Below are 21,575 nucleotides of genomic sequence, written 5' to 3' on the forward strand. Positions count from 1 at the left end.
CGACCGTGGCGCCTAGGTCGGCACCGGTGACGGTCACCTCACCGGCGGGGCTCTCGACGGTGATGGTCGTCTGCGCCAGGCGGGCGTCGATCGCCTGGGCTGCGGCTCCCGCGGTCAGGCCGCCGATCTGCACACCGGCGACGGACGCACCGGGCGCGATCAGCACGAGAGACGCGGCGATGAGGGCCACGGCCGTGGCGCCGGCAGGAATGCCGATCCACAGGCCGGAGCGGTTCTTGCGCGCCTTCGGCTCAGCCGGAGCCCAGGCGTACGTGGCGCCGTCGGTACCGTCGGTCATTGGTCGAACCCCCCACAAGTCAGTCTTCCCATGCTATGGGAGACCGCTGCACGTTCGCCGGGAGCCACGTCACGTTCTCATCACGCCCGTGTCGTCGCGACCCTCACGGCGCGAAGACCTTGCCCGGATTCAGGATGCCGAGCGGGTCGAACACCCGGGCTATGTCGCGCTGCAGTCGCCACTGGTCGTCGCCCAGCTCGTCGGCCAGCCAGCGCCGCTTGAGAACACCGATCCCGTGCTCGCCGGTCAGCGTGCCCCCCAGTGCGAGGGCCGCGCGGAAGAGCTCCTCGGCGGCATCCCACACCACCGGCGGGACCTCGGGTCCCTCGAACACGAAGTTCGGGTGCAGATTGCCGTCGCCCGCGTGAGCGACGGCCGGGATCACGAGTCCGAACTGCCGCTCGATGCGTGCGATCTCATCGAACATGTCGGGCAGCGCGCTGCGGGGAACGGAGACGTCCTCGATGAGCGTCGTGCCCAGCGTCTCCATCGCCGGATGCATGGCGCGGCGGATCGCCAGCAGCGCCTCGCCCTCGGCAGCGTCGGCTGCGACGGTGACGGTGCCGCCGGCCGCGCGGAGAACGTCGGCGATCGCGCGGGCCTCCGTGGCGGCGACGGGCCCGTCCGTCTGCACCGTCAGCTGCGCCGCGCCCGGGGGAGGAGTCGGCAGCGACAGCAACCGGTGCACGGCCGCGAGGCTCGTGGCATCCATCAGCTCCATGATCGCGGGCTGCGCACCGGATGCCGTGACCGCGGCCGAGGCCACGGCGGCGGCGCGCACGTCGTCGAAGAGCGCGGTCAGCGTGACGCGCTCGCCCTCGACGAGTCGGCGGAGCTTCAGGGTGGCGCCCACCACCACGCCGAGAGTCCCCTCGGAGCCGATGACGAGCGATGTGAGGTCGAGACCGGTGACGCCCTTGACGCTGCGATGGCCGAGGTGCAGCAGGCGGCCGTCGGCGAGGACGAGGTCGACGCCGAGCACCGCGTCGCGCACCACGCCGTACTTCGCGCAGAGCAACCCGCCGGCACCGGTGGCGATGTTGCCGCCGACCGTCGAGATGGCGCGGCTGGCGGGGTCGGGCGCCCACCAGACGCCGTGAGGTTCGAGCAGCGCGTTCAGATCGGCATTGAGGATGCCGGGTTCCACCACGGCGAGGAGGTCGTCGGACCGCACCTCGAGCACCCGGTCCATTCCGCGCACCGAGAGGCTGATCTCGCCGCCGCCGGTGTTGGCGCCGCCCGCGAGTCCCGTGCCGGCGCCGCGCGGGACGACTGGAGTACGGGTGGCCGAGGCGATGCGCAACGTCGCCTGCACGTCAGCCACGGATGCCGCGTGCACGACGGCGAGGGGGAGGCCCGGGGAGGCGTGACCCGACTTGTCGGCACGCGCGGCCTCAAGGGCTGCGGGACGGACGTCGACCCGTTCGCCGAGTTCCGCGCGCAGCAGGGCGACGACGTCGGCGCTCACGCCAAGCGCCGGCGGCCGTTCACCGCGCCCACGGTCACCGCGACGACGGCGAAGACGAGTCCGATCCATGCCTGCCCCATGCTCCACCAGGCGATCGTGGCGGCGGCGTAGACGAAGAGCTCGACGATCGCGCGGATGAAGGGGTGCACGGCGAGAACCGCGCGGGGAGAGACGAACAGCGCCCACACCACGATGGCGAGGGCGGGTGCACCGAGGCCCGCGACGATGTTCCAGGGCAGTGGCCAGGCCGTGAAGCCCCAGATGGCCAGCGTGACGAAAGCGACGAGACCGCAGGCGACGCTGATGATCTCGATCGCGGTCGGGCGCGAGCGCATGCCGGGGGCGAGAGGCGCCTGCGCGCGGACGTTGCGGGAGTCGGTCACGCCGCCATTTTACGCGGGCAGCGGGGCACGGTATCCGGGATCGCTCACCGTTGAGCGGATCGCGACGCGACCGAGGTCCCTGAGCCTGTCGAAGGGACCGGACCCACGCGGACCCCGGTGGCTTCGACGAGCTCAGCCACCTCCGCATCGGGCCGACCCTGTGCGGGAGCGGTGGATGCCACGACACGCGGGGACGCGCGCGTCATACGCGCTAAAGTGGCAGCGTCGCGACTGGCGTTGAGGTGGGACACCACCGGGGAGCGACCGCTTGACGGTATTCGACCGTACGCCTGGGTCGATGCGGTATCTCCGCGGATTCGCCGAGTCCGTGGCATCCCGAACCATCGTCAAGGAGATCGCATGACCGATCCGTACTTCAACGCCCCTCTCTCCGAGGTCGATCCCGAGATCGCCGAGGTTCTGCAGCGCGAGCTCGACCGTCAGCGCGGCTTCCTCGAGATGATCGCGTCCGAGAACTTCGTCCCCGTCTCGGTGCTGCAGTCGCAGGGCTCGGTACTCACCAACAAGTACGCCGAGGGCTACCCGGGTCGTCGCTACTACGGCGGCTGCGAAGAGGTCGACGTGGCCGAGTCCCTCGCGATCGAGCGTGCCAAGACGCTGTTCGGTGCCGGGTACGCCAACGTCCAGCCGCACTCGGGCGCGTCGGCGAACGCGGCCGTGCTGCACGCCATCGCCCGCCCCGGCGACACGCTGCTCGGCCTCGCCCTCGACCAGGGCGGTCACCTCACCCACGGCATGAAAATCAACTTCTCGGGCCGTCTCTACGACATCGTCGCCTACGGCGTCGACCCCGAGACCTCGATCATCGACATGGACGAGGTGCGCCGTCTCGCCCTCGAGCACAAGCCGAAGGTCATCATCGCCGGGTGGTCGGCCTACCCCCGCCAGCTCGACTTCGAAGCCTTCCGCGCGATCGCCGACGAGGTGGGCGCCCTGCTGTGGGTCGACATGGCTCACTTCGCCGGTCTCGTCGCCGCGGGCGTGCACCCCAGCCCCATCCCGCACGCTCACGTCGTGTCGACCACCGTGCACAAGACGATCGGCGGCCCCCGCTCGGGCCTCATCCTCACCAACGACGAAGCCCTCGCCAAGAAGATCAACACCGCGGTCTTCCCCGGTCAACAGGGTGGCCCGCTCATGCACGTCATCGCCGCGAAGGCGACGGCGTTCAAGCTCGCGCTGACGCCGGAGTTCAAGGAACGTCAGGAGCGCACCCTGCGGGGCGCGTCGATCCTCGCCGACCGTCTCACCCAGGACGACGTCAAGAACGCCGGCATCGCGGTGCGCTCGGGCGGCACCGACGTGCACCTCGTGCTCGTCGACCTCCGCGAGGCCGAGATCGACGGCAAGCAGGCCGAAGACCTGCTGCACGAGATCCACATCACGGTCAACCGCAACGCCGTGCCCAACGACCCGCGTCCCCCGATGGTGACCTCGGGTCTGCGCATCGGCACCCCGGCGCTCGCGACCCGCGGCTTCGGCGACGTGGAGTTCACCGAGGTGGCCGACATCATCGCCCTCGCGCTGATCCCGGGCGCCGACGTCGAGGCCCTGCGGGCACGTGTCGCGAAGCTGGCCGACGCCTTCCCGCTGTACCCCGACCTGCAGCAGTGAGCCCCGCCGGGGCGGGGTGGCGTGCTGCGGCCCCGTCTCGGCGGGTGACCCGCCGTCGGCACGGCGGCGGGTGTCGGCATCCGGTCCCGCTCTGGCGCACACGGCATCCGACCCGCTTCGCGTGAACGTGATCGGCTTCGCATAAACGCGATCCGCGCGTGTAAACGCGAGCAGAGCGTGTTTATGCCCGTGGAATGCGTTTATGCGCGCGGTGGTGGCCGGTCCCCATCCGGCGGCCTCGCGGCCTCCAACGGGCGCCGGCGTCACCGCTCAGCACGCATAAACGCGATCCGCGTGCGTAAACGCGAGCAGAGCGTGTTTATGCCCGTGGAAAGCGTTTATGCGCGCGGTGGCGGCCGGTCCCCATCCGGCGGCCTCGCGGCCTCCAACGGGCGCCGGCGTCACCGCTCAGCACGCGTAAACGCGATCCGCTCGCATAAACGCGAGCACAGCGCGTTTACGCGAGCAGGAAGCGTTTATGCGTGGGGTGGACACCCCCGCGCGACCCCGATCGACACCCCGCGCGGCTTCGATTGATACCCCGCGCGACCCCGATCGATACCCCGCGCGACCCCCAGCACGACCCCCATCGACACTCAGGAAGAGGGATGCCATGACGGCGACGATTCTCGACGGCAAGGCCGCGTCCGCGGCGATCAAGGACGAACTGGCCGAGCGGGTCGCCGCTCTGCGCGAGCGCGGCATCGTGCCCGGTATCGCCACCGTGCTCGTGGGCGCCGACCCGGCGTCGCAGTTGTACGTCGGCATGAAGCACAAGCAGTCCGAGGCGATCGGCATGAACTCGATCCAGGTCGAGCTGCCCGCAGAGTCCACGCAGGAAGAGGTCGAGGCCGTCATCGACCGACTCAATGCCGACCCCGCGTGCCACGGCTACATCGTGCAGCTGCCGCTGCCGAAGCACATCGACACGGATCGAGTGCTCGAGCGCATCGATCCGGCGAAGGATGCCGACGGCCTGCACCCCACCAACCTCGGCCGCCTGGTGCTCAACGTCAACGCACCCATCCTGACCCCGCTGCCCTGCACGCCGCGGGGAGTGATCGAGCTGCTGCTGCGCAATGGTTACGACCTGAAGGGCAAGGAGGTCGTCGTCGTTGGGCGCGGCGTGACCATCGGCCGCTCGATCGGCCTGCTGCTGACCCGCCGCGAGATCAACGCGACCGTGACGCTGACGCACACCGGCACGGCCGATCTGTCGAAGCACCTGCGGGAGGCCGACGTGATCGTGGCCGCCGCGGGCGTGAAGCACATCGTGCGCGCGGAAGACGTCAAGCCCGGAGCCGCCGTGCTCGACGTGGGCGTCACCCGCGAGACCGACCCCGAGACCGGTAAGTCGCGCGTGTACGGCGACGTGCACCCCGACGTCGCCGAGGTGGCGGGCTTCGTCTCGCCCAACCCCGGGGGTGTCGGACCGATGACGGTGGCCCTGCTGATGACGAACGTCGTCGAGGCCGCCGAGCGCGCGGCATCCGTCTGATCTCCGCGTGCGCGTCGCATCTGCGCAGCACGGGACGCGCGCCATCGCCTCTCACCACCGCGCGACGGGTGAACCATGCCGTGCCGTCGACTGAACAGACGGATTCGCGCGCGCAATGGGGGAGGCGCGCACCCGCCCGACGTGGCAAGGTTTTCTCATGACTGAGTCAGTGCTGAACGACCTCCTCCGCCGCGTGACCGAGAGCGGCCTTCTCGACGACGCCCAGATCGACGAAGACAGCGTCATCGGTGCGGCGCAGCTGGAGGCCGCGGGTGTCGAGGTCGAGGTCGACCTCGATCCCGAGCTCGACGACGAGGACGCCCCCGATCTCGACGCCATCATGACGGGCCTGAAAGACATCCTCACGGTGAGCGAGGACCGCTGGCGCGGCATCGTCGAAGAGGTCGCGAGCGACATCGAGGACGCCCTCGACGACGGTGAGCTCGACGCCGACGTCGACCTCCGCACCGATCTCGAAGCGATCGGTGTGGGCGTGTTCGCCGACGCGATCATCGTGGTCTTCGCGGGTGAGACGTCGTTCCCCGACGCGCTCGTGCACGTGCAGCTGACGCCCGACCTCGAGGTCGAAGACATCGAGATCATCGGCGACGACGATGAGGACGAAGAGACCACCGAGGCCTGAGCCTCGGCGACGGAGGGACCGAGTCTGATGGCTCGGTCCCTCCGTCGTTTCCGGAGAGGGCCGTGCTCAGACGATCGCGGCGCGGAGCTCGGCGGCCGCGGCGCCCACATCGGGCGCGCTGTAGATGGCGCTGCCGGCGACGGCGACCTGAGCGCCCGACTTCTGCACGTCGGCGATGCTCGATGCGTTGACACCACCGGCGACCGAGAACGGGACACCGGACGCTTCTCCGTCGCGCAGCAGCGTGCTGAAGGTGAAGCCGTCTTCGGCCTGCTCGTCGAGGCCGGCGTGCATCTCGACGAACTCGACGCCGAGGGCGATGACCTCCTTGGCGCGGGCCGGCTTGTCGGCCACTCCGATGAGGTCGACGACGACGCCCTTGCCGTGCTTCTTGGCGGCGGTGACCGCTCCGATGATCGTGCTGTCTCCGGCGCTGCCGAGCACGGTCACGAGGTCGGCTCCGGCGCCGAAGGCGATGTCTGCCTCGAGCTCACCGGCATCCATCGTCTTGAGGTCGGCGAAGACGATCTTGTCGGGGTGCGCCTTCTTGATGGCGGTGATGGCCGAGAGGCCTTCGCTCTTGATGAGCGGCGTGCCCAACTCGAGGATGTCGACGTGGGGCGCCGCGGCGGCGGCGAGATCGAGGGCGGCCTCGGTCGTGAGGGTGTCCATGGCGAACTGCAGCTTCATTCGGGGGTCCTTACTGTCGGTGGGCGGAGGGTCATTCGAGATTCGCGTGGCGGGGCCACAGGTCGTCGGCCGAGAGGTCCGAGCGCCGCCAGAGCGCGTCGAAGAGCGCGTCGCCGACGAGCACGACGGCCTGTTCGAAGAGGCCGCCGGCGTATTGGGCGGAGGTCGTTCCCGAGCGGTCGAGCTTGGTCGCGGCGGGCACCACGACGAGGGCGTCGGCCGCTTGGCCGAGCGGCGAACCGGGCGCGGTGGTGATGGCGACGATGCGCGCGCCGACCCCGGTCGCGGTCTCGGCCGCACGGACGATCCCGGTCGTCGTGCCCGACCCGCTGGCGGTGAGGAGCACGTCACCGGCGCGGATCGCGGGGGTGGTGGTCTCGCCGACGACGTGCACGTCGAGGCCGAGGTGCATGAGGCGCATCGCCGTCATCTGCAGGGCGAGACCCGAGCGGCCGGCGCCGAGGACGAAGACGCGGTCGGCGCCGGCGAGAACGTCGAGCACCTCATCGAGACCCGCGGGTCCGGCGGAGAGACGGTCGAGGACCGAGGTCAGCTCGCCCGAGATGCGGGCGAGGGATGCCGCCATGCCGACGTCAGGAGGAGTCATTCCTCCATGATTCGCCGGGCGAGGGGAGCATGCGGCCGGTCGACGGCACAGGGTGACCTACCCGATCGGGTAGGTGCCCACCGATGGGGTAGGTTGGGCGGGTGAACGAATCCGCGGAGTTGTCGTCGCCCGCGTCTCGCGATTCCGCCATCGAGCACGAACGCATCGTCGCCGAGCAGGCCGACCGTCACGCCGTGACGCTCGAGTCGATGCTGGCGATCCTTCGGTCGACGAGGCTCGACGACCGGGCCGCGCGCGCCCTGGCCGTCGAGACCGCGGCCGCCGCCCTCGTCGTTCTGCGGACGTCGACCGACCAGCAGCGCAGCGCCCTGCTGGAACCCGTGACCGGTGCGTTCGCTCGCTTGCGCACCGACCTCCGCCCGCTCGTCCGGCACGGCGACCTCGACGTGCAGTTCGTCGAGCCGCCGGCGACCGGACGTGCCCTGCCGGGCGAAGTCGCCCACGAGGCGCGGGCCATCGTCCGCAGCGCCGTGCTCGCCCTGCTCGATCGAGGTACCCCCCACCGCGTGCGTATCCAGTGGGACTGCGACGGGCTGAACCTGCTGGTCGGCATCCGCGACGACGGAGCGGGCACCCTCACCGCCCACGACGACTCGTTGGGGCCGATCGTGGAGCGGGTCAGCGCGCTCAACGGCTCCTTCGATGTCGCGTCGACGCCCGGCTGGGGTTCTGAGCTGGCGGTCGTGCTGCCGCTCGACCCGCCGCCGCGGCCCGACTTCCTCGACGAAGCGGTCGATCTCAGCCCCCGCGAGAGCGAGGTGCTCAGCCTGGTCGTCGCGGGTTCGCGCAACCGCGCCATCGCGGAACGTCTGGGGATCAGCGAGAACACGGCGAAGTTCCACGTCTCGAACCTGCTGCGAAAGGCCGGCGTCTCGTCGCGTGCGGAGCTGGCGGCGCTGGGGACGGCGCGCGGTCAGTAACTCTCGCGCGCGCTGCCCCGCGGGGCGACGAAGCGCGCCGCGAGCGCCTCCGATGCGCGGGCGAGCAGGGCGACGTCGGCGCCGACCGCGACGAAGTCGGCACCCGCGTCGAGGTACGCATCGGCGACCGCGGGATCGAAGGCGTTCACGCCGACCGGGGTCCCGGCATCCTGTGCCGCGGCGAACACCGCGTGCACCGCCGCGACGACGTCGGGGTGCGACTGCTGCCCCAGGAACCCCATGGATGCCGAGAGGTCGGAGGGGCCGACGAAGACGGCATCCACCCCCTCGACGGCGGCGATCTCGGCGGCGTTGGCGACGCCCGCGGTCGTCTCGATCTGCACCGCCAGCGAGACGTGCTCGGCGGCCTCGGCGAGGTAGCCGTCGACGCGGTTCCAGCGGGCGCTGCGGGCGAGGGCGCTGCCGACTCCGCGGACGCCCTGGGGCGGATACCGGGTGGCCGCGACGGCGGCTCGGGCCTCGTCGGCCGACGAGACCATCGGCACGATGAGGTTCTGCGCCCCGACGTCGAGCACCCGCTTGATGGTCACGGGATCGTTCCACGGCACCCGGACGACCGGGGTCACCGGGTAGGCGGCGGCGACCTGCAGTTGGGTCAGCACCGATTCCAGAGAGGTCGCGGAGTGCTCCATGTCGAGCAGCAGCCAGTCGAGGCCGGAGCCGGCGGCGACCTCGGTGACCACCGCGCTGCCCGAGCACACCCACATTCCGGCGAGCGGGCGATCGGATGCCGCGAGGGCGGCGCGGAAGGTGGGGCTCAGACGAAGCGGCACGAGATCGTTCCCATCGGTCCGTAGTCGCACAGCACGTCGTCGCCCTGCGACACCCACATCGGGCGTGTGAACGATCCTGCCAGGATGATCTCGCCCGCCTCCAGGCGCGCGCCGTGCTGATGGAACTTGTTCGCCAGCCACGCGACACCGGTCGCGGGATGGCCGAGCACGCCGGCGGCGACACCCGTCTCCTCGATCTCGCCGTTGCGGCTGAGGACGCCCGGAACCCAGCGCAGGTCGATCTCGTCGGGGCGCTTGCGGACGTCGCCGAGCACCATCGCCCCGTAGGCGGCGTTGTCGCTGATGGTGTCGACGATGGTGCGTCCCTCGAGCTCGATGTGCGAATTGAGCACCTCGAGCGCGGGCACCGCGTAGTCGATCGCTGCGAGGGCGTCGTCCAGCGTGCAGTCGGGCCCCTCCAGTGGCGTCTTCAGCACGAATGCGAGTTCGACCTCGATGCGCACGTTGGAGAAGAGAGCGACCGGGATCTCGTCTCCCGAGCGGTACACGGTGTCGTCGAACATCACGCCGTAGTCGGGCTCGGTGATGCCGGTCGCCTGCCGCATCGCTTTGGAGGTCAGCCCGATCTTGCGCCCCACGAGGGTGCGGCCCGCGGCGATCTGCGTGTCGCGCCAGCGGCCCTGGATGGCGTACGAGTCGTCGACCACGGCATCCGGATACCGCGCGGTGATCCGCGGAATCACCGCATGCGCGCGGTCGGCCTCGGCGAGCTCGGCGGCGATGGCGTTGATCTGTGCGTCGGTGAGCATGCTGTCCTTCGTGCGTCGTGCGGACGTCGTCCCCATTGTGGTCAGGCCTTGTCCCCGGCTGTGCAGGCGGTGTCCCAGGTTCGGCGGTGTGGCGGGGGTACGGGCAGCCATAAGTGGGACGCGGGTAATTGAGCGGGGCCTTGTCCCACTTTGTGCGGGCGGTGTCCCAGTTTCGGCGGGTTGGCGAGGGCGTGGGCAGCCATAAGTGGGACGCGGTTCGCGGGGCGCCTGCTACAGCTGGTTGCCGAGCTTGAACTCGGCGGAGGGGGCTGCGGATGCCGTGTCCTCGGGCGGGCGCGTGTAGCTGAAGCCGTCGGCGCCGATCGTCACGGCCATCTCACTCGAATCCGTGCGGGCGCGCACGGGCTGGGGCCGGCCGTCGAGGTCGAGCACGAGAGAGCCCTCGGTGTACCACGACGGAACGACCGGGTTGCCCCACCAGTCGCGGCGCTGGTTGTCGTGCACGTCCCACGTGATGACGGGGTTGTCGGGGTCGCCGGTGTAGTAGTCCTGCGTGTAGACCTCCACGCGGTGGCCGTCGGGGTCGCGCAGGTACAGGTAGAACGCGTTCGAGACGCCGTGGCGACCGGGGCCGCGCTCGATGGCATCCGATCGGCGGAGGGCGCCGAGCTTGTCGCAGATGGCGAGGATGTTGTGCTTCTCGTGCGTGGCGAAGCACACGTGGTGCATGCGGGGCCCGTCGCCGCCGGTCATGGCGGTGTCGTGCACGGTGGGCTTGCGGCGCATCCACGCGGCATAGACGACGCCCTCTTCGTCTTGGATGTCTTCGGTGACGCGGAAGCCGAGCGACTGCATGAAGTTCACCGCCCGGGGCACGTCGGGGGTGATCTGATTGAAGTGGTCGAGGCGGACGAGCTCGCCGGGGGAGTACAGGTCGTAGCGCCACGACAGGCGCTCCTGGTGCTCGGTGTCGAAGAAGAACTCGTACGGGAAGCCGAGAGGGTCGACGACGCGCACCGAGTCGCCGATGCCCTTCGTGAACCCGTTCGGCTCGCGGCGCACCTCGCAGCCGAGCTCGCTGTAGAACGCGACGGCCCTGTCGAGATCTTCCGCGCTGCGGACGCGATACGAGAACGCGGCCACCGCGGCGATCGGGCCCTGGCGTAGGACCAGGTTGTGGTGGATGAACTCCTCGGTCGAGCGGAGGTAGATCGCTTCGTCATCCTCTTCGGTGATGTGCAGGCCGAGGATGTCGACGTAGAAGACACGGGATGCCGCGAGGTCGGTGACCACGAGCTCCATGTAGGCGCAGCGCACGATGTCGGGCGCGGGGGAGGAGGGGGTGGGGATGGGGTTCTCGGCCTGGATGGGCGCCTCTTGCGAGACGAAGAAGCCCGAGGAGGTGCGGGTCATCTGGCTGCGGTCTGTCATGTCGCGTCCTTGCGTGTGAAGAGGAATGGATGCCGGGGGTGCGGGGTTCTCGCGAGATCACACGATCGCGTCGAAATCTCGCGATGGGGGCGGCGCGGACCCGGTGATCTCGGGCGGAACGTGTGATTTCGCCCGGGGGCGAGAGAGTCGCCCCCTCCGCGCGGAGCCGGGGTCAGTGCCCCGGCGCCTTGCCGAACGTGGGGTTGTGGGCGCCGCCGAGCGTGATGTGCACGGCCTGCTGGTCGGTATAGAAGTCGATCGAGCGGTAGCCGCCCTCGTGCCCGAGTCCCGAGGCCTTCACGCCGCCGAAGGGGGTGCGGAGGTCGCGGACGTTGTTGCTGTTCAGCCACACCATGCCGGCCTCGACGTTCTGGGCGAACAGGTGCGCGCGCTTCAGGTCGTTCGTCCAGACGTAGGCCGCGAGGCCGTAGCGGGTGTCGTTCGCGAGCGCGAGAGCCTCGGCATCCGTGTCGAAGGGGGTGATCGCGACGACGGGTCCGAAGATCTCCTCCTGGAAGATGCGCGCGTCGGGGGCGACATCGGCGAACACCGTGGGGCGCACGAAGTTGCCCTCGTCGAAGTCCTCGGGGCGACCGCCGCCGGCGACCAGGCGCCCCTCGGTCTTGCCGATCTCGACGTACGACATGACCTTCGCGTAGTGCTCGGGGTGCACGAGGGCTCCCACCTCGGTCTCGGGGTCGTCGGGGTAGCCGACCTTCACACGGTCGGCCTGCGCTGCGTACCGCTCGACGAAGGCGTCGTACACCGAACGCTCCACGAGGATGCGGCTGCCGGCGGTGCAGCGCTCGCCGTTGAGCGAGAACACCCCGAAGATGGTCGCGTCGATCGCGGCATCCAGGTCTGCGTCGGCGAAGACGATCGCCGGGCTCTTGCCGCCGAGCTCCATCGACAGGCCCTTCAGGAAGGGAGCGGCGTTGGCGAAGATCAGCTGCCCGGTGCTGCTCTCGCCGGTGAACGAGATGAGCGGCACGTCGGGGTGCTTCACGAGGGCGTCTCCGGCGTCTTCGCCGAGGCCGTTGACGAGGTTGAACACGCCCTCGGGCAGGCCCGCCTCCTCGAAGATCCCGGCCCACAGCGACGCTGACAGCGGAGTGAACTCGGCGGGCTTGAGCACGACGGTGTTGCCGGTCGCGAGGGCGGGTCCGAGCTTCCACGACTCGAGCATGAAGGGCGTGTTCCACGGCGTGATGAGGCCGGCGACGCCGATCGGCTTGCGGTTGACGTAGTTGAGTTGACGGCCGGGCACCTTGAACGCGTCGTCGGTCTGGGCGACGATCAGGTCGGCGAAGAAGCGGAAGTTCTCGGCCGCGCGGCGGGCCTGGCCCAGCGCCTGAGTGATCGGGAGGCCGGAGTCGAAGCTCTCGAGCTCGGCGAGGCGCTCGTCGCGCGACTCGACGATGTCGGCGATGCGGTGCAGCACGCGGGATCTCTCGCGGGGGAGCATGCGCGGCCAGGGTCCCTCGATGAAGGCCGTGCGGGCAGCGGCGACGGCGAGATCGACGTCGGCCTTCTTGCCCGCGGCGGCCGTCAGGTAGGTCTTGTTGGTCACCGGGTCGAGCACGTCGAACGTGTCGCCGTCGACCGAGTCGACGAAGGCGCCCCCGATGTAGTGCTGGATGCGCTCGGGGAGGTCGGCCGGGATGCGGCGGGCGGTGGTGAGCGGGGTGGTCATGCGGACTCCTTCGGTGGAGGGGGTGGATGCCGGTGACGCAGGTTCCGTGGCGACGGTGCCGTCGGGGCGTGGGGTGTGCGGCATCCGGAGATCAGAAGGCGGGCAGGCCGAGCACCTGGTCAGGGTGCTCGTGGATCATGTAGGCGTCGAGGGTGGCCGAGCGGTGGCGTCGCGAGGCCTTCTCGATCTCGGCGAGCGGGGCGCCGGTCTCGATGAGCACGAGGATGTTCTCGTGCTCGCGCACCGACTCGGCGGCGCGGCCGGGGACGAAGCTGAACGTCGAATCGCGGAGGTGGCCGAGGCGAGCCCACTCGGCCTGCACCAGCTCGAGCATGCGCGGGTTGACGCACTTGGCGAACAGGATGGCGTGGAACTCCTGGTTCAGTGCGGTGAACGCGCGCGGGTCGAAGTGCTCGAGGGTCTCGACCATGAGCTCGTTGATCTCGCGCGCGCGGCGCACGTCGTTCGTGGTGAGGGCACGTGCGGAGAGTGCGGTCGCCGCCCCCTCGAGCAGGCTGAGCGCCTGCATGCTGAAGCGGTACGCGGTGTCGTCGACCATCGAGACGCGCGCGCCGACGTTGCGCTCGAACATCACCAGGCCCTCGGCCTCGAGTTGGCGGATGGCCTCGCGCACCGGCACGACGCTCATGTCGAGCTCGCCGGCGATCGTACCGAGCACGAGGCGGTAGCCGGGGGTGAACTCCTGCGAGGCGATGCGCTCCTTGACCCAGTGATAGGCCTGCTGCGATTTGCTGCGGGAGGTCGCGGGGGTCGTGGCATCCATCAGGCGTTCCTTTCGCTCTCGTAGCGCGCGCGCCAGTCGGCGTTCATGGGGAAGAGCCCGTCGAGGGGATGACCGGATGCCACGCGGCCGGCGATCCAGGCGTCCTCCTCTTCTTGCGCGAGGGCGGCGTCGGCCACCTCTTCGGCGATCGCGGGAGGGATGAGGATGACGCCGTCGCCGTCGCCGACGAGGATGTCGCCGGGCTCGACGGTCGTGCCGCCGCAGCCGACGGCCACGTCGGTCTCCCAGGGGACGTGCCGGCGACCGAGCACGGCGGGGTGCGGGCCGGCGGTGAAGACGGGGATGCCGACCGCGGCCACGGCTTCGGCGTCGCGGACGCCGCCGTCGGTGACGATCGCTGCTGCTCCCCGCGCGTGGGCGCGGATGGCGAGGATGTCGCCGAGCGTTCCCGATCCGGTCTCGCCTCGCGCCTCGATGACGATGACCTCGCCCTCGCCGACCGCGTCGAACGCGCGTTTCTGCGCGTTCTGGCCGCCGCCGCGCGCGGCGAAGAGATCTTCGCGGTGGGGGAGGAAGCGCAGGGTCCGGGCCGTACCGACGAAGCGGCTGCCGGGGGTGAGCGCGTGCACGCCGTCGATCGTGACGTCGTCGAGGCCGCGCTTGCGGAGCTGTCCGCTGAGGGCGGCGACGGGGACGCGAGACAGCTTGGCTCGCAGCTCCGGCGTGAGGCGTGGGGCCGTGGCATCCATCTTCCCGGAGGTGCTCGGGGCGAGGTGGGGTGCCGGGTCGTCGGACGTCAGGACAGGGGAACCGGCGAGAACAGGACGATCCGCGTCGGGGCGTCCTGTTCCGGCGTGATCCCCTGTCCCCGCGAGGGCCCCTGCGGCCGCGGCCTCGGACGAGCCCCACGCCTCGGTGCGCTGGGTGTCGTCGACCGCGGGGAGTGAGCCGAGTCCGGCGTCGAAGGACCGCGAGCCCTGCACCACCGTGGTGCGGAGCCGGCCGGTCGAGTGCGCCCCGGCATCCACCTGCACCTCGACGGTCTGACCGGGAACGACCACCGACGAGCCCGCCGGGGTGCCGGTCAGGATGACGTCGCCGGTTTCGAGGGTGAAGTGCTGCGACAGGTCGGCGACGATCTGCGCGAGAGGGAAGAGCAGGCCGGCGGTGGTGTCGTCCTGCACGAGGTCGCCGTCGACCCAGGTGCGCAGACGCAGGGCCGTGGGGTCGACCGCGCGGGCGTCGATGAGTTCCGGACCGAGCGGCGTGTAGCCGTCGCCGCCCTTGGACCGCACGTTGGAGCCCTTGTCGTTCGCGCGCAGGTCGTACAGACCGAAGTCGTTCGCCGCGGTGACGGATGCCACGTGCGACCACGCGGCATCCGGAGTCACCCACCGCGCGGGCTCGCCGATGATCAGCGCGATCTCGCCCTCGAACGCCAGGAGTTCGGTGCCGGCGGGGCGGACGATCTCGGCACCCGAGGGGGCGAGCGAGCTCGACGGTTTGAAGAAATAGGACGGGGCCGCGGGTCGGCGGCCCCTCTGGTCGGCGCGCGAGGCGTACGAGAGGTGGACGGCAACGATCTTGCCCGGGCGCCCATCGAGGACGGTGAACCGGGGGTCGGTGCGGTCGATCATGGAAGCTCCCTTGCGTCGTATCCGAAATCGTATACGATGACCAACGCCCCCGCAAACGGCGCCTCGTCACCGAGGACGACGCCGGGGCCCATGACGACGACGTCTCGAAGGAGTCCCCATGTCTCGCTCGCAACCGCCGGGATTCACGCCCACCGGCACCATCTCCACGTCCACGGACCGCCGCCGCGTGGTCTTCGCCACCGTTGTCGGCACCACCGTCGAGTGGTACGACTTCTTCCTCTACGCGTCGGCTGCGGGGCTGGTGTTCGGTCAGTTGTTCTTCGCACCCGCGGGTCCCGGCATCGCGCAGATTCTGGCGTTCCTCACCGTGGGGTTGAGCTTCCTCTTCCGCCCGCTTGGCGCCTTCCTCGCGGGCCACCTCGGCGACAAGTACGGCCGCCGGGTCGTGCTGATGCTGACGCTGATCCTCATGGGAGCCTCGACCACCCTCATCGGCGTCCTGCCGACGTACGACGTCATCGGCGTCGCCGCTCCCGCTCTGTTGATCCTGCTGCGTGTGCTGCAGGGCATCTCGGCCGGTGGTGAGTGGGGCGGAGCGGTGCTCATGGCCGTGGAGCACGCCCCCAAGGCCAAGCGCAGCCTGTTCGGCGCGTCGCCGCAGCTCGGCGTTCCCCTCGGGCTGCTGCTCGCGAGCGGCATGCTGGCGCTCATGGCGCTCATCGCCCCCGGCGACGCGTTCCTCGCGTGGGGCTGGCGCGTACCGTTCCTGCTGTCGTTCGTGCTCATCCTGATCGGCTACTACGTGCGTCGGAAGGTGGAGGAGAGCCCGGTGTTCGTCGAGATCGCCGAACGCAAGGAGCAGACCCGGATGCCGATCGTGCAGCTGTTCCGCAAGCACGCGCTGCTCGTGATCATCGCCGCGTTCGTGTTCGCCGGCAACAACGCCGTGGGCTACATGACCACCGGCGGCTACATCCAGCGGTATGCGACCAATCCCGACGGTCCGTTGGGCTTGGCGACAGCCGACGTGCTCGGCGCCGTGACCCTGTCGGCGGTGTCGTGGTTCGTCTTCACCTGGATCGGCGGCTGGCTGGGCGACAAGATCGGGCGCCGCAACACCTACGTCATCGGATGGATCGCGCTGCTCGTGGCGATCGTGGCGCTGTTCCCGCTCGTCAACTCCGGCAGCGTGGGGATGCTCGCGCTGGGTCTCGTGCTGCTGACGGTCGGACTCGGCCTGACCTACGGCCCGCAGGCGGCGCTCTACGCCGAGCTGTTCCCGGCATCCATCCGCTTCTCCGGCGTCTCGATCTCGTACGCCATCGGCGCGATCTGCGGTGGGGCGTTCGCCCCCACGATCGCCACGGCGCTCGTGGACCTGACCGGAACGACGGTCTCGGTGACGGTGTATCTCGCGATCATGGCGGTGCTCGGACTCGTCGCGACCCTGCTGCTGCGCGACCGCAGCGGCATCCCCCTCGGCCCCGACCACGAGGCCGAGCAAGAGGTCAGCCCGATCCGCGGGTTGTCGCGGGTCTGATCGTCGTGGTCGATGGCTCCGCTGCGCTCGTGTGCGGCGGGGCCGTCGGCGTGTGCGGACATCCGAGCCGGCACCCGAGCTCGAGACTGCGCGCGTCGGCTTCGTGGCGCGGCGAGATACGTTCGCCCGAGATGGTCGGTCATGCCCGGTGCTGCTGACCATCTGAGGCAACGGGACGCGGGGGCCGTCGGTCGGTTTGCCTGAGATGGTCGGTCAGGCTCAGTGATGCTGACCATCAGCGGCAACGGGACGCGGGGCCGTCGGTCGGTTTGCGTGGGATGGTCAATCGTGGGGGCGTGGCGCGGCCATGCGAGTCAAGTGAATGGATGCCGCGGCTCGGTGGGCGGCGAGCTGCCGCCGACGCAGCGGCTGCGCGGAAAGATGTCAGCGGGGGCGGGGCTGCGCGGTGAGCGCGGCGCGCGCCCTGTCCACGAACTGCACGCGGTGCTGGGCGAGGTCGGAGGCGGTGACGCGGATGATGCGCCACCCAAGGTCGGCGAGCATCTCGTAGCGACGGATGTCGCGCGCCCACTGTCGCGGGTCTGTGAGGTGCTGCTCGCCCGCGTACTCGAAGCCCACCTCGCGCTCCGGATAGGCCACATCGATCAGCGCCACCACCCTTCCCTCCACGACCACCGGCCAGTTCAGCGACGGCTCGGGAAGCCCCGCAGCCATCAGCACCAACCGCGTCTCGGTCTCCTTCCTCGACCAGGAGCGCGTACGTACCAGTGACAGCGCTTCGCGTAGCGTGACCGCACCCCGCCGGCGCCCCGCTTCGAGGGCTGCCGTGAGCTCGGCAATCGTCGAGAGCGCCGGTGGGTCACCCGAGCGCATCGGCTCGCGCACGAACGCGTCGCCGAGGGCGACCAGGTCGTCCCGCTGCAGCAGGGCGCCCATCATCGCCCACGTCGTCGCCGGGCTTGTCACGTGCAGGCCGCTCACGGGTTCCGTACGGACACTGCCCATCCCCGCCGCGATCGAGGTGCCGCGCACTCCGCGCGCCCTGCTCGCGCGCGAGGGCAGAAGCACACCGACGTCGAGGGGGCGCTCGACGAGCCGGTTCGATCCGTCGCGGATGCGAAAGACCGACAAGGGTAGCGGCGCGCCCCACGCCACAGCCGCGGCGACCAGGCACAAGAACTCGCACTCTCGCATCCGCGCGGCGTATTGAGCCGATCGACGGCGAACGGATGCCTCGAACGCATCGTCCGGCGGGGCCGAGCGTGTCCGCACGCCGTAAAAGGGGGAGGACAGGTCGGCAGCTCGGAGTCGTCGCCGCGACACGCCGAGCTGCAACGCCTCGCCGACAGAGAAGGACTCGGGCAGATCGGCGGGCAGGGATGCAGCTCTCACCCCTGAAACATCGCAGCTTCGGAGCGGCGCGTCGGGACGGCATCCGCAATCTGTGGAGAGAATTTCGCTCCTCACCGTGACGCGCCGCCGGCCCGCCGGCGTGGTTCGGTCCCGCTCGCTCCTGACTATCTGCGACAATTGTCCCTCTCGTGCCCGGCGCTGTTTGCCTCGCTTTGTCGCCCCACGCGCGCGGGGTCGACCATCTGCGGCGAACGAGCGGATGCGGCGCGACGCGACGACGTCATGGGGAATGTCAACGGTCGCGATCACGCGGCGCGGTCGGGCATCGAGCCGCGCGCGATCGCCACCAGACCGTGACGACGTCAGGCCCGGTGACCGCGGTCCGCGCCATCGTTTCTCCGATGGCGGCGGGCCGACTGCCGCGGAAGGGGCGGCGGAGAGCACCTCGATCGCGGAATCACTTGCCGAAGGGGACGCGGTTCGATCACGCGCGCGACGTGCGCATCAGCCCGCCCGCCGCGAGAACGACGACCCCCACGACGAAGACCACCGCCGCGATCCCCATCGCCGCGGCGTCATGCGGCAGCATCGCGCAGCCCGCCGACGTGTCCTCGTAGTCGCAGCTGCGCCAGGGCTGAAAAAAGTACAGCACCACGACGCCGCCGCCGATCAGTGCGATCGCGGTGCCCGCGGCGATCAGGCGCGTTCTCGTCCCCATGTGACCCCACCGTAGCGGCCGCCCGCGACGCTGGCGGGTCGGACGGTCCGTAGTGAAGCGCGGGTTCGCTGAGGCCGAGGGCCCTGGGCAGGCTGAGGGAATCGGAGATGTCGGCGGCGCCGCGCGTGCGGCCGTTCGCGGCGACCGGCTCGGCAGTCGCGGCGGTGAGCCCGACCGCGGTTACGCGTTCACCCTGATGATCTCGCGCTGATAGGGCGCGATGACGTCGCCGCTGATGCGCAGATCGAGCAGCAGGAAGGCGCGGTCCTCGGGATCGCGCCGCGTCCACTCGGCCAGGGCTTCGAGATCGGCCACCTCGCGCACGACGACGCCCTCGGCACCGAAGCCGCGCGCGACGGCCGCGAAGTCGACCTCGGGGATCAGCATGGGCTCGCGGGCGAGGCCCTTCAGGCCGTAGAGGTTGATCTCGGCGCCGTAGGCGGCGTCGTTCCACACCACCGCGATGCCGTGGCCCCGCGCGGAGCGCACCGCGCTCTCGAGGTCGGCGATCGCCATGAGCCCGCCGCCGTCGCCGGTGGTGAGCACGACGGTCGATTCGGGCCGGGCGGCGATGGCTCCCGCGACCGAGGGGAAGCCGAGTCCGATGGACTGATAGGCGGTGCCGACCATCATGACTCGATCGGGCGAGGCGACCGGCCAGTACATGTTCGACCAGCCGAGGAAGTGGCCCCCGTCGGAGACGACGACGCGGTCTTCGGGCAGCAGTTCGGCGATGCGCGCGGCGGCCGAGCGGGGGTCGAGGCGGCCATCGGGGGCGAGGCCCTCGCCGGGCTCCTGCTCGCGAAGGGGAGCCACGTCCACGCGGTCACGCCAGCCGGACGACACGGCGCCGTGGGAGAGAAGACGCTCCACGAGCGCCTCGGCCGCCAGCGCGGCATCCGCCCGAACGAACCCGCCCACCTGCGCGTGGGTGGCGGTGGGGGCGACGTCGATCTGGAAGACCTGCGTGCGCGGGGCGAAGAGTTCGCCGAAGCGCATCGTGAACTGGTTGAGCCCCGCGCCGAAGACCACCGCGACGTCTGCCTCGCGCACGAGTTCCATCGCGCCCGCGGCGCCGAAGCCCCCCGTGACCCCGAGGTCGTGAGCGGTGTCGGGGAAGATGCCGCGACCGAGGGCGGTGGATGCCGTGATCGCACCGGTCACCTCGGCGAGACGCCCGAGCGCAGCGCCCGCGTCGGCGAGCCACGCGCCGCGGCCGGCGAGCAGGAACGGCCGCTCGGCGCCGGCGAGGGCGTCGGCGATGCGGTCGAGGGTCGCCTCCGCCGCGGGCCCCCGCGGTGCGAGGGGCGCGGGCAGCATCACGGTCCCGGCATCCGTCAGCGGGCCCGCCTCACGCGTCACGACGTCATAGGGGATGGCCAGCACCACCGGCACGCGGTAGGTCAGCGCGTGTTCGAGCGCGATGAGGACGGTGGCCGTGGCATCCCGGTCTCCCACCGTGTACGTGCGCACGCCGACCGCCGAGGCCAGGGCGACCTGGTCGACGCCCCACGGGCGGGGGCCGGAGGTGGGCTCGTCGCCTACGACCAGCAGCAGGGGGACGCGGGCCTGAGCTGCCTCGGCGAGCGCGGTGAGGGTGTTGGTGAAGCCCGCGCCGTACGTGGCGGTCGCCGCGGCGATGCGGCCGGACGCGCGATAGTGGGCGTCGGCGGCGACGACACCGCCCGCCTCGTGCCGCATCGCGGTGAAGGCGACGTCGGTCTGGCGATGGAGGGCGTCGAGGAAGTGGGCGTTGCCGTTGCCCATCACCCCGAAGACGTGGTCGATGTGGCGACCGAGAGTGTGGGCGACGTGCGCGGAGACGATGGGCATGATGAGCCTTTCGCGAAACAGGAACGGGAATGAGCCGTATGTGTCTCGCGCGGTTCTCGCGCTACGTGCCCTTTTTTCGAGCAGCGACGCACGGCCTCGTGCGCCTGACGGGAGTGATCATATATGATCCCGCTGCCACGCGGGGCCGAGCGCCGCTCGCCCTCAGGACAGACCGCCGTACTGGTACGACGTTCCCGTGGAGAACTTCGACGTCGCCGTCGGCAGTTTCGACCCCGTCGAGGTGGTGATCCCCTGAAGGTGCACGGTCAGCTGCGCGTTGCGCGGGAAGCCGTTCTTGGCGCTGAACACCCACGTGTTCTCGCGGCCGCCGGATCCGTAGACGGGTGCCAGGAACACCGTGCCGGCGATGCGCGCCCCGCGGTCGTCGGTGACGAAGAACGTCGACGTGCCCACGGCGCTGATCTCGCCGGCGAAGGTGACCTGCACCTGCGTGTTGTAGGCGAGCTTCGTCTTGCTCGGAGCCGGGGTGATGAACGAGACCCCCGGGAACGGGTTGGCCGCGGTCGGGGGCACCGGGGCGGAGGTGCTGAAGGACGGGAACGACGCGGGACGGGTTTCGACGGCCAAGGCCGAGCTCGCCACGCCACCGAGGGTCAGGGCGAGAGCGGTGCAGGCGGCGACGGCGACGGCCGCGGGACGAAGGAGGGACATATCGGCTGCTTTCTATCGGTGCCCGACAGTGCTCGGGCGCGGATCAAGATCAGCAGACCGTGCCCCTCGCGCCGGAGGTTCTGACGGATCCGTAAGAACTCGCGGGTCTCAGAGCGCCGCTTGGACCGCCTCCGCGGCGGCCTGCAGCCGCGCGGCGATCGCGGCGTCGTCGAGGTCGGTCGACACGTGCACGGCGGCGATCGCGGCGGGGTCCCGGCCCTGCACCGCGAGGGGGACAGCCACCGCGCGGAGCGTAGGGATCACCTCGTCATGACTTCGGGCCCACCCCCGTTCGGCGGCGTCCGCCACCTGGGCGGCGAGACGCGCGTCGACGGCGTCGGGC

At 70.5% G+C, this 21,575-nt stretch carries 19 protein-coding genes, 2 pseudogenes and 1 riboswitch; of the genes and pseudogenes, 5 read left to right on the top strand and 16 right to left on the bottom strand.

What is annotated here, in order from left to right; all coding sequences use genetic code 11:
- The 3 genes and pseudogenes from RWP81_RS03435 to RWP81_RS03445 form a co-directional block, all read right to left on the bottom strand.
- Nucleotides 1–298 (bottom strand): annotated as a pseudogene (locus RWP81_RS03435) (murein L,D-transpeptidase); the annotation flags it as partial.
- 103 nt (nt 299–401) lie between these two features.
- On the bottom strand, nt 402–1,766 hold the full coding sequence (locus RWP81_RS03440; protein ID WP_314452280.1) for an FAD-linked oxidase C-terminal domain-containing protein: 1,365 nt from the start codon (nt 1,764–1,766) through the stop codon (nt 402–404).
- Nucleotides 1,763–2,149 (bottom strand): YrdB family protein, encoded by a 387-nt coding sequence (locus RWP81_RS03445; protein WP_314452282.1) that lies wholly within the window; start codon nt 2,147–2,149, stop codon nt 1,763–1,765. The genes RWP81_RS03440 and RWP81_RS03445 overlap by 4 nt, the downstream gene beginning before the upstream one ends.
- Nucleotides 2,150–2,366: 217 nt before the next feature.
- Nucleotides 2,367–2,452, top strand: a riboswitch (ZMP/ZTP riboswitch).
- A 57-nt stretch (nt 2,453–2,509) separates the two neighbouring features.
- On the opposite strand from RWP81_RS03445, the gene glyA reads away from it, so the two are divergent.
- The 3 genes from glyA (at nt 2,510) to RWP81_RS03460 (ending at nt 5,925) form a co-directional block, all read left to right on the top strand.
- Complete coding sequence (gene glyA / locus RWP81_RS03450; RefSeq protein ID WP_314452284.1) at nt 2,510–3,784, top strand: serine hydroxymethyltransferase; 1,275 nt, start codon at nt 2,510–2,512, stop codon at nt 3,782–3,784.
- A gap of 613 nt (nt 3,785–4,397) precedes the next feature.
- Nucleotides 4,398–5,282 carry a bifunctional methylenetetrahydrofolate dehydrogenase/methenyltetrahydrofolate cyclohydrolase gene (locus RWP81_RS03455; protein ID WP_314452286.1) on the top strand — a complete coding sequence of 295 codons (885 nt, stop codon included), beginning with the start codon at nt 4,398–4,400 and terminating at the stop codon, nt 5,280–5,282.
- A gap of 157 nt (nt 5,283–5,439) precedes the next feature.
- Complete coding sequence (locus tag RWP81_RS03460) at nt 5,440–5,925, top strand: cytochrome C5 (RefSeq protein ID WP_314452288.1); 486 nt, start codon at nt 5,440–5,442, stop codon at nt 5,923–5,925.
- 66 nt (nt 5,926–5,991) lie between these two features.
- Here the strand turns inward: RWP81_RS03460 and hxlA are convergent, their stop codons facing one another.
- Both hxlA and hxlB read right to left on the bottom strand, forming a co-directional pair.
- Nucleotides 5,992–6,615: a 3-hexulose-6-phosphate synthase gene (gene hxlA, locus RWP81_RS03465; protein ID WP_314452290.1), complete on the bottom strand. Its 624-nt coding sequence runs from the start codon at nt 6,613–6,615 to the stop codon at nt 5,992–5,994.
- A 31-nt stretch (nt 6,616–6,646) separates the two neighbouring features.
- A complete protein-coding gene (gene hxlB / locus RWP81_RS03470; protein ID WP_314452292.1) occupies nt 6,647–7,222 on the bottom strand; it encodes a 6-phospho-3-hexuloisomerase in 576 nt (191 codons plus the stop codon).
- A 101-nt stretch (nt 7,223–7,323) separates the two neighbouring features.
- Here hxlB and RWP81_RS03475 point away from each other — a divergent pair, with 101 nt between their 5' ends.
- Complete coding sequence (locus RWP81_RS03475; protein ID WP_314452294.1) at nt 7,324–8,163, top strand: helix-turn-helix transcriptional regulator; 840 nt, start codon at nt 7,324–7,326, stop codon at nt 8,161–8,163.
- Here RWP81_RS03475 and RWP81_RS03480 read toward each other — a convergent pair.
- The 6 genes from RWP81_RS03480 to RWP81_RS03505 form a co-directional block, all read right to left on the bottom strand.
- Nucleotides 8,157–8,957 (bottom strand): aldolase/citrate lyase family protein, encoded by an 801-nt coding sequence (locus RWP81_RS03480; RefSeq protein WP_314452297.1) that lies wholly within the window; start codon nt 8,955–8,957, stop codon nt 8,157–8,159. The genes RWP81_RS03475 and RWP81_RS03480 overlap by 7 nt on opposite strands.
- Nucleotides 8,942–9,727 carry a fumarylacetoacetate hydrolase family protein gene (locus RWP81_RS03485; protein WP_314452298.1) on the bottom strand — a complete coding sequence of 262 codons (786 nt, stop codon included), beginning with the start codon at nt 9,725–9,727 and terminating at the stop codon, nt 8,942–8,944. Before RWP81_RS03485 ends, RWP81_RS03480 begins: the two co-directional genes overlap by 16 nt.
- Before the next feature lie 231 nt (nt 9,728–9,958).
- On the bottom strand, nt 9,959–11,119 hold the full coding sequence (gene hpaD / locus RWP81_RS03490) for a 3,4-dihydroxyphenylacetate 2,3-dioxygenase (protein ID WP_314452299.1): 1,161 nt from the start codon (nt 11,117–11,119) through the stop codon (nt 9,959–9,961).
- Nucleotides 11,120–11,291: 172 nt separating this feature from the next.
- The gene (gene hpaE, locus RWP81_RS03495; RefSeq protein ID WP_314452301.1) at nt 11,292–12,812 is read right to left on the bottom strand and encodes a 5-carboxymethyl-2-hydroxymuconate semialdehyde dehydrogenase; all 1,521 of its coding nucleotides are present in this window, start codon (nt 12,810–12,812) and stop codon (nt 11,292–11,294) included.
- 91 nt (nt 12,813–12,903) lie between these two features.
- Nucleotides 12,904–13,596, bottom strand: coding sequence for a GntR family transcriptional regulator (locus RWP81_RS03500; RefSeq protein WP_314452303.1), 693 nt, complete (start codon nt 13,594–13,596; stop codon nt 12,904–12,906).
- Nucleotides 13,596–15,194, bottom strand: coding sequence for a fumarylacetoacetate hydrolase family protein (locus RWP81_RS03505; RefSeq protein WP_314452305.1), 1,599 nt, complete (start codon nt 15,192–15,194; stop codon nt 13,596–13,598). The genes RWP81_RS03500 and RWP81_RS03505 overlap by 1 nt, the downstream gene beginning before the upstream one ends.
- A 118-nt stretch (nt 15,195–15,312) precedes the next feature.
- Between RWP81_RS03505 and RWP81_RS03510 the strand changes: the two genes are divergently transcribed.
- On the top strand, nt 15,313–16,695 hold the full coding sequence (locus tag RWP81_RS03510) for an MFS transporter (protein ID WP_314452307.1): 1,383 nt from the start codon (nt 15,313–15,315) through the stop codon (nt 16,693–16,695).
- A gap of 384 nt (nt 16,696–17,079) precedes the next feature.
- Here the strand turns inward: RWP81_RS03510 and RWP81_RS03515 are convergent, their stop codons facing one another.
- The 5 genes and pseudogenes from RWP81_RS03515 to RWP81_RS03535 all read right to left on the bottom strand — a co-directional run.
- Nucleotides 17,080–18,048 carry a hypothetical protein gene (locus RWP81_RS03515; RefSeq protein WP_314452310.1) on the bottom strand — a complete coding sequence of 323 codons (969 nt, stop codon included), beginning with the start codon at nt 18,046–18,048 and terminating at the stop codon, nt 17,080–17,082.
- A 445-nt stretch (nt 18,049–18,493) separates the two neighbouring features.
- Nucleotides 18,494–18,727: a hypothetical protein gene (locus RWP81_RS03520; protein WP_314452311.1), complete on the bottom strand. Its 234-nt coding sequence runs from the start codon at nt 18,725–18,727 to the stop codon at nt 18,494–18,496.
- 180 nt (nt 18,728–18,907) lie between these two features.
- Nucleotides 18,908–20,560, bottom strand: a complete 1,653-nt coding sequence (locus tag RWP81_RS03525) for a thiamine pyrophosphate-binding protein (protein WP_314452313.1) — start codon at nt 20,558–20,560, stop codon at nt 18,908–18,910.
- A gap of 162 nt (nt 20,561–20,722) precedes the next feature.
- Nucleotides 20,723–21,232: a hypothetical protein gene (locus RWP81_RS03530; RefSeq protein WP_314452315.1), complete on the bottom strand. Its 510-nt coding sequence runs from the start codon at nt 21,230–21,232 to the stop codon at nt 20,723–20,725.
- Between the two features lie 108 nt (nt 21,233–21,340).
- Nucleotides 21,341–21,575, bottom strand: a pseudogene (locus tag RWP81_RS03535) (ArsR family transcriptional regulator); the annotation flags it as partial.

It is taken from the genome of uncultured Microbacterium sp., assembly GCF_963521695.1.
In the GTDB taxonomy this organism is placed as follows: Bacteria; Actinomycetota; Actinomycetes; order Actinomycetales; family Microbacteriaceae; genus Microbacterium.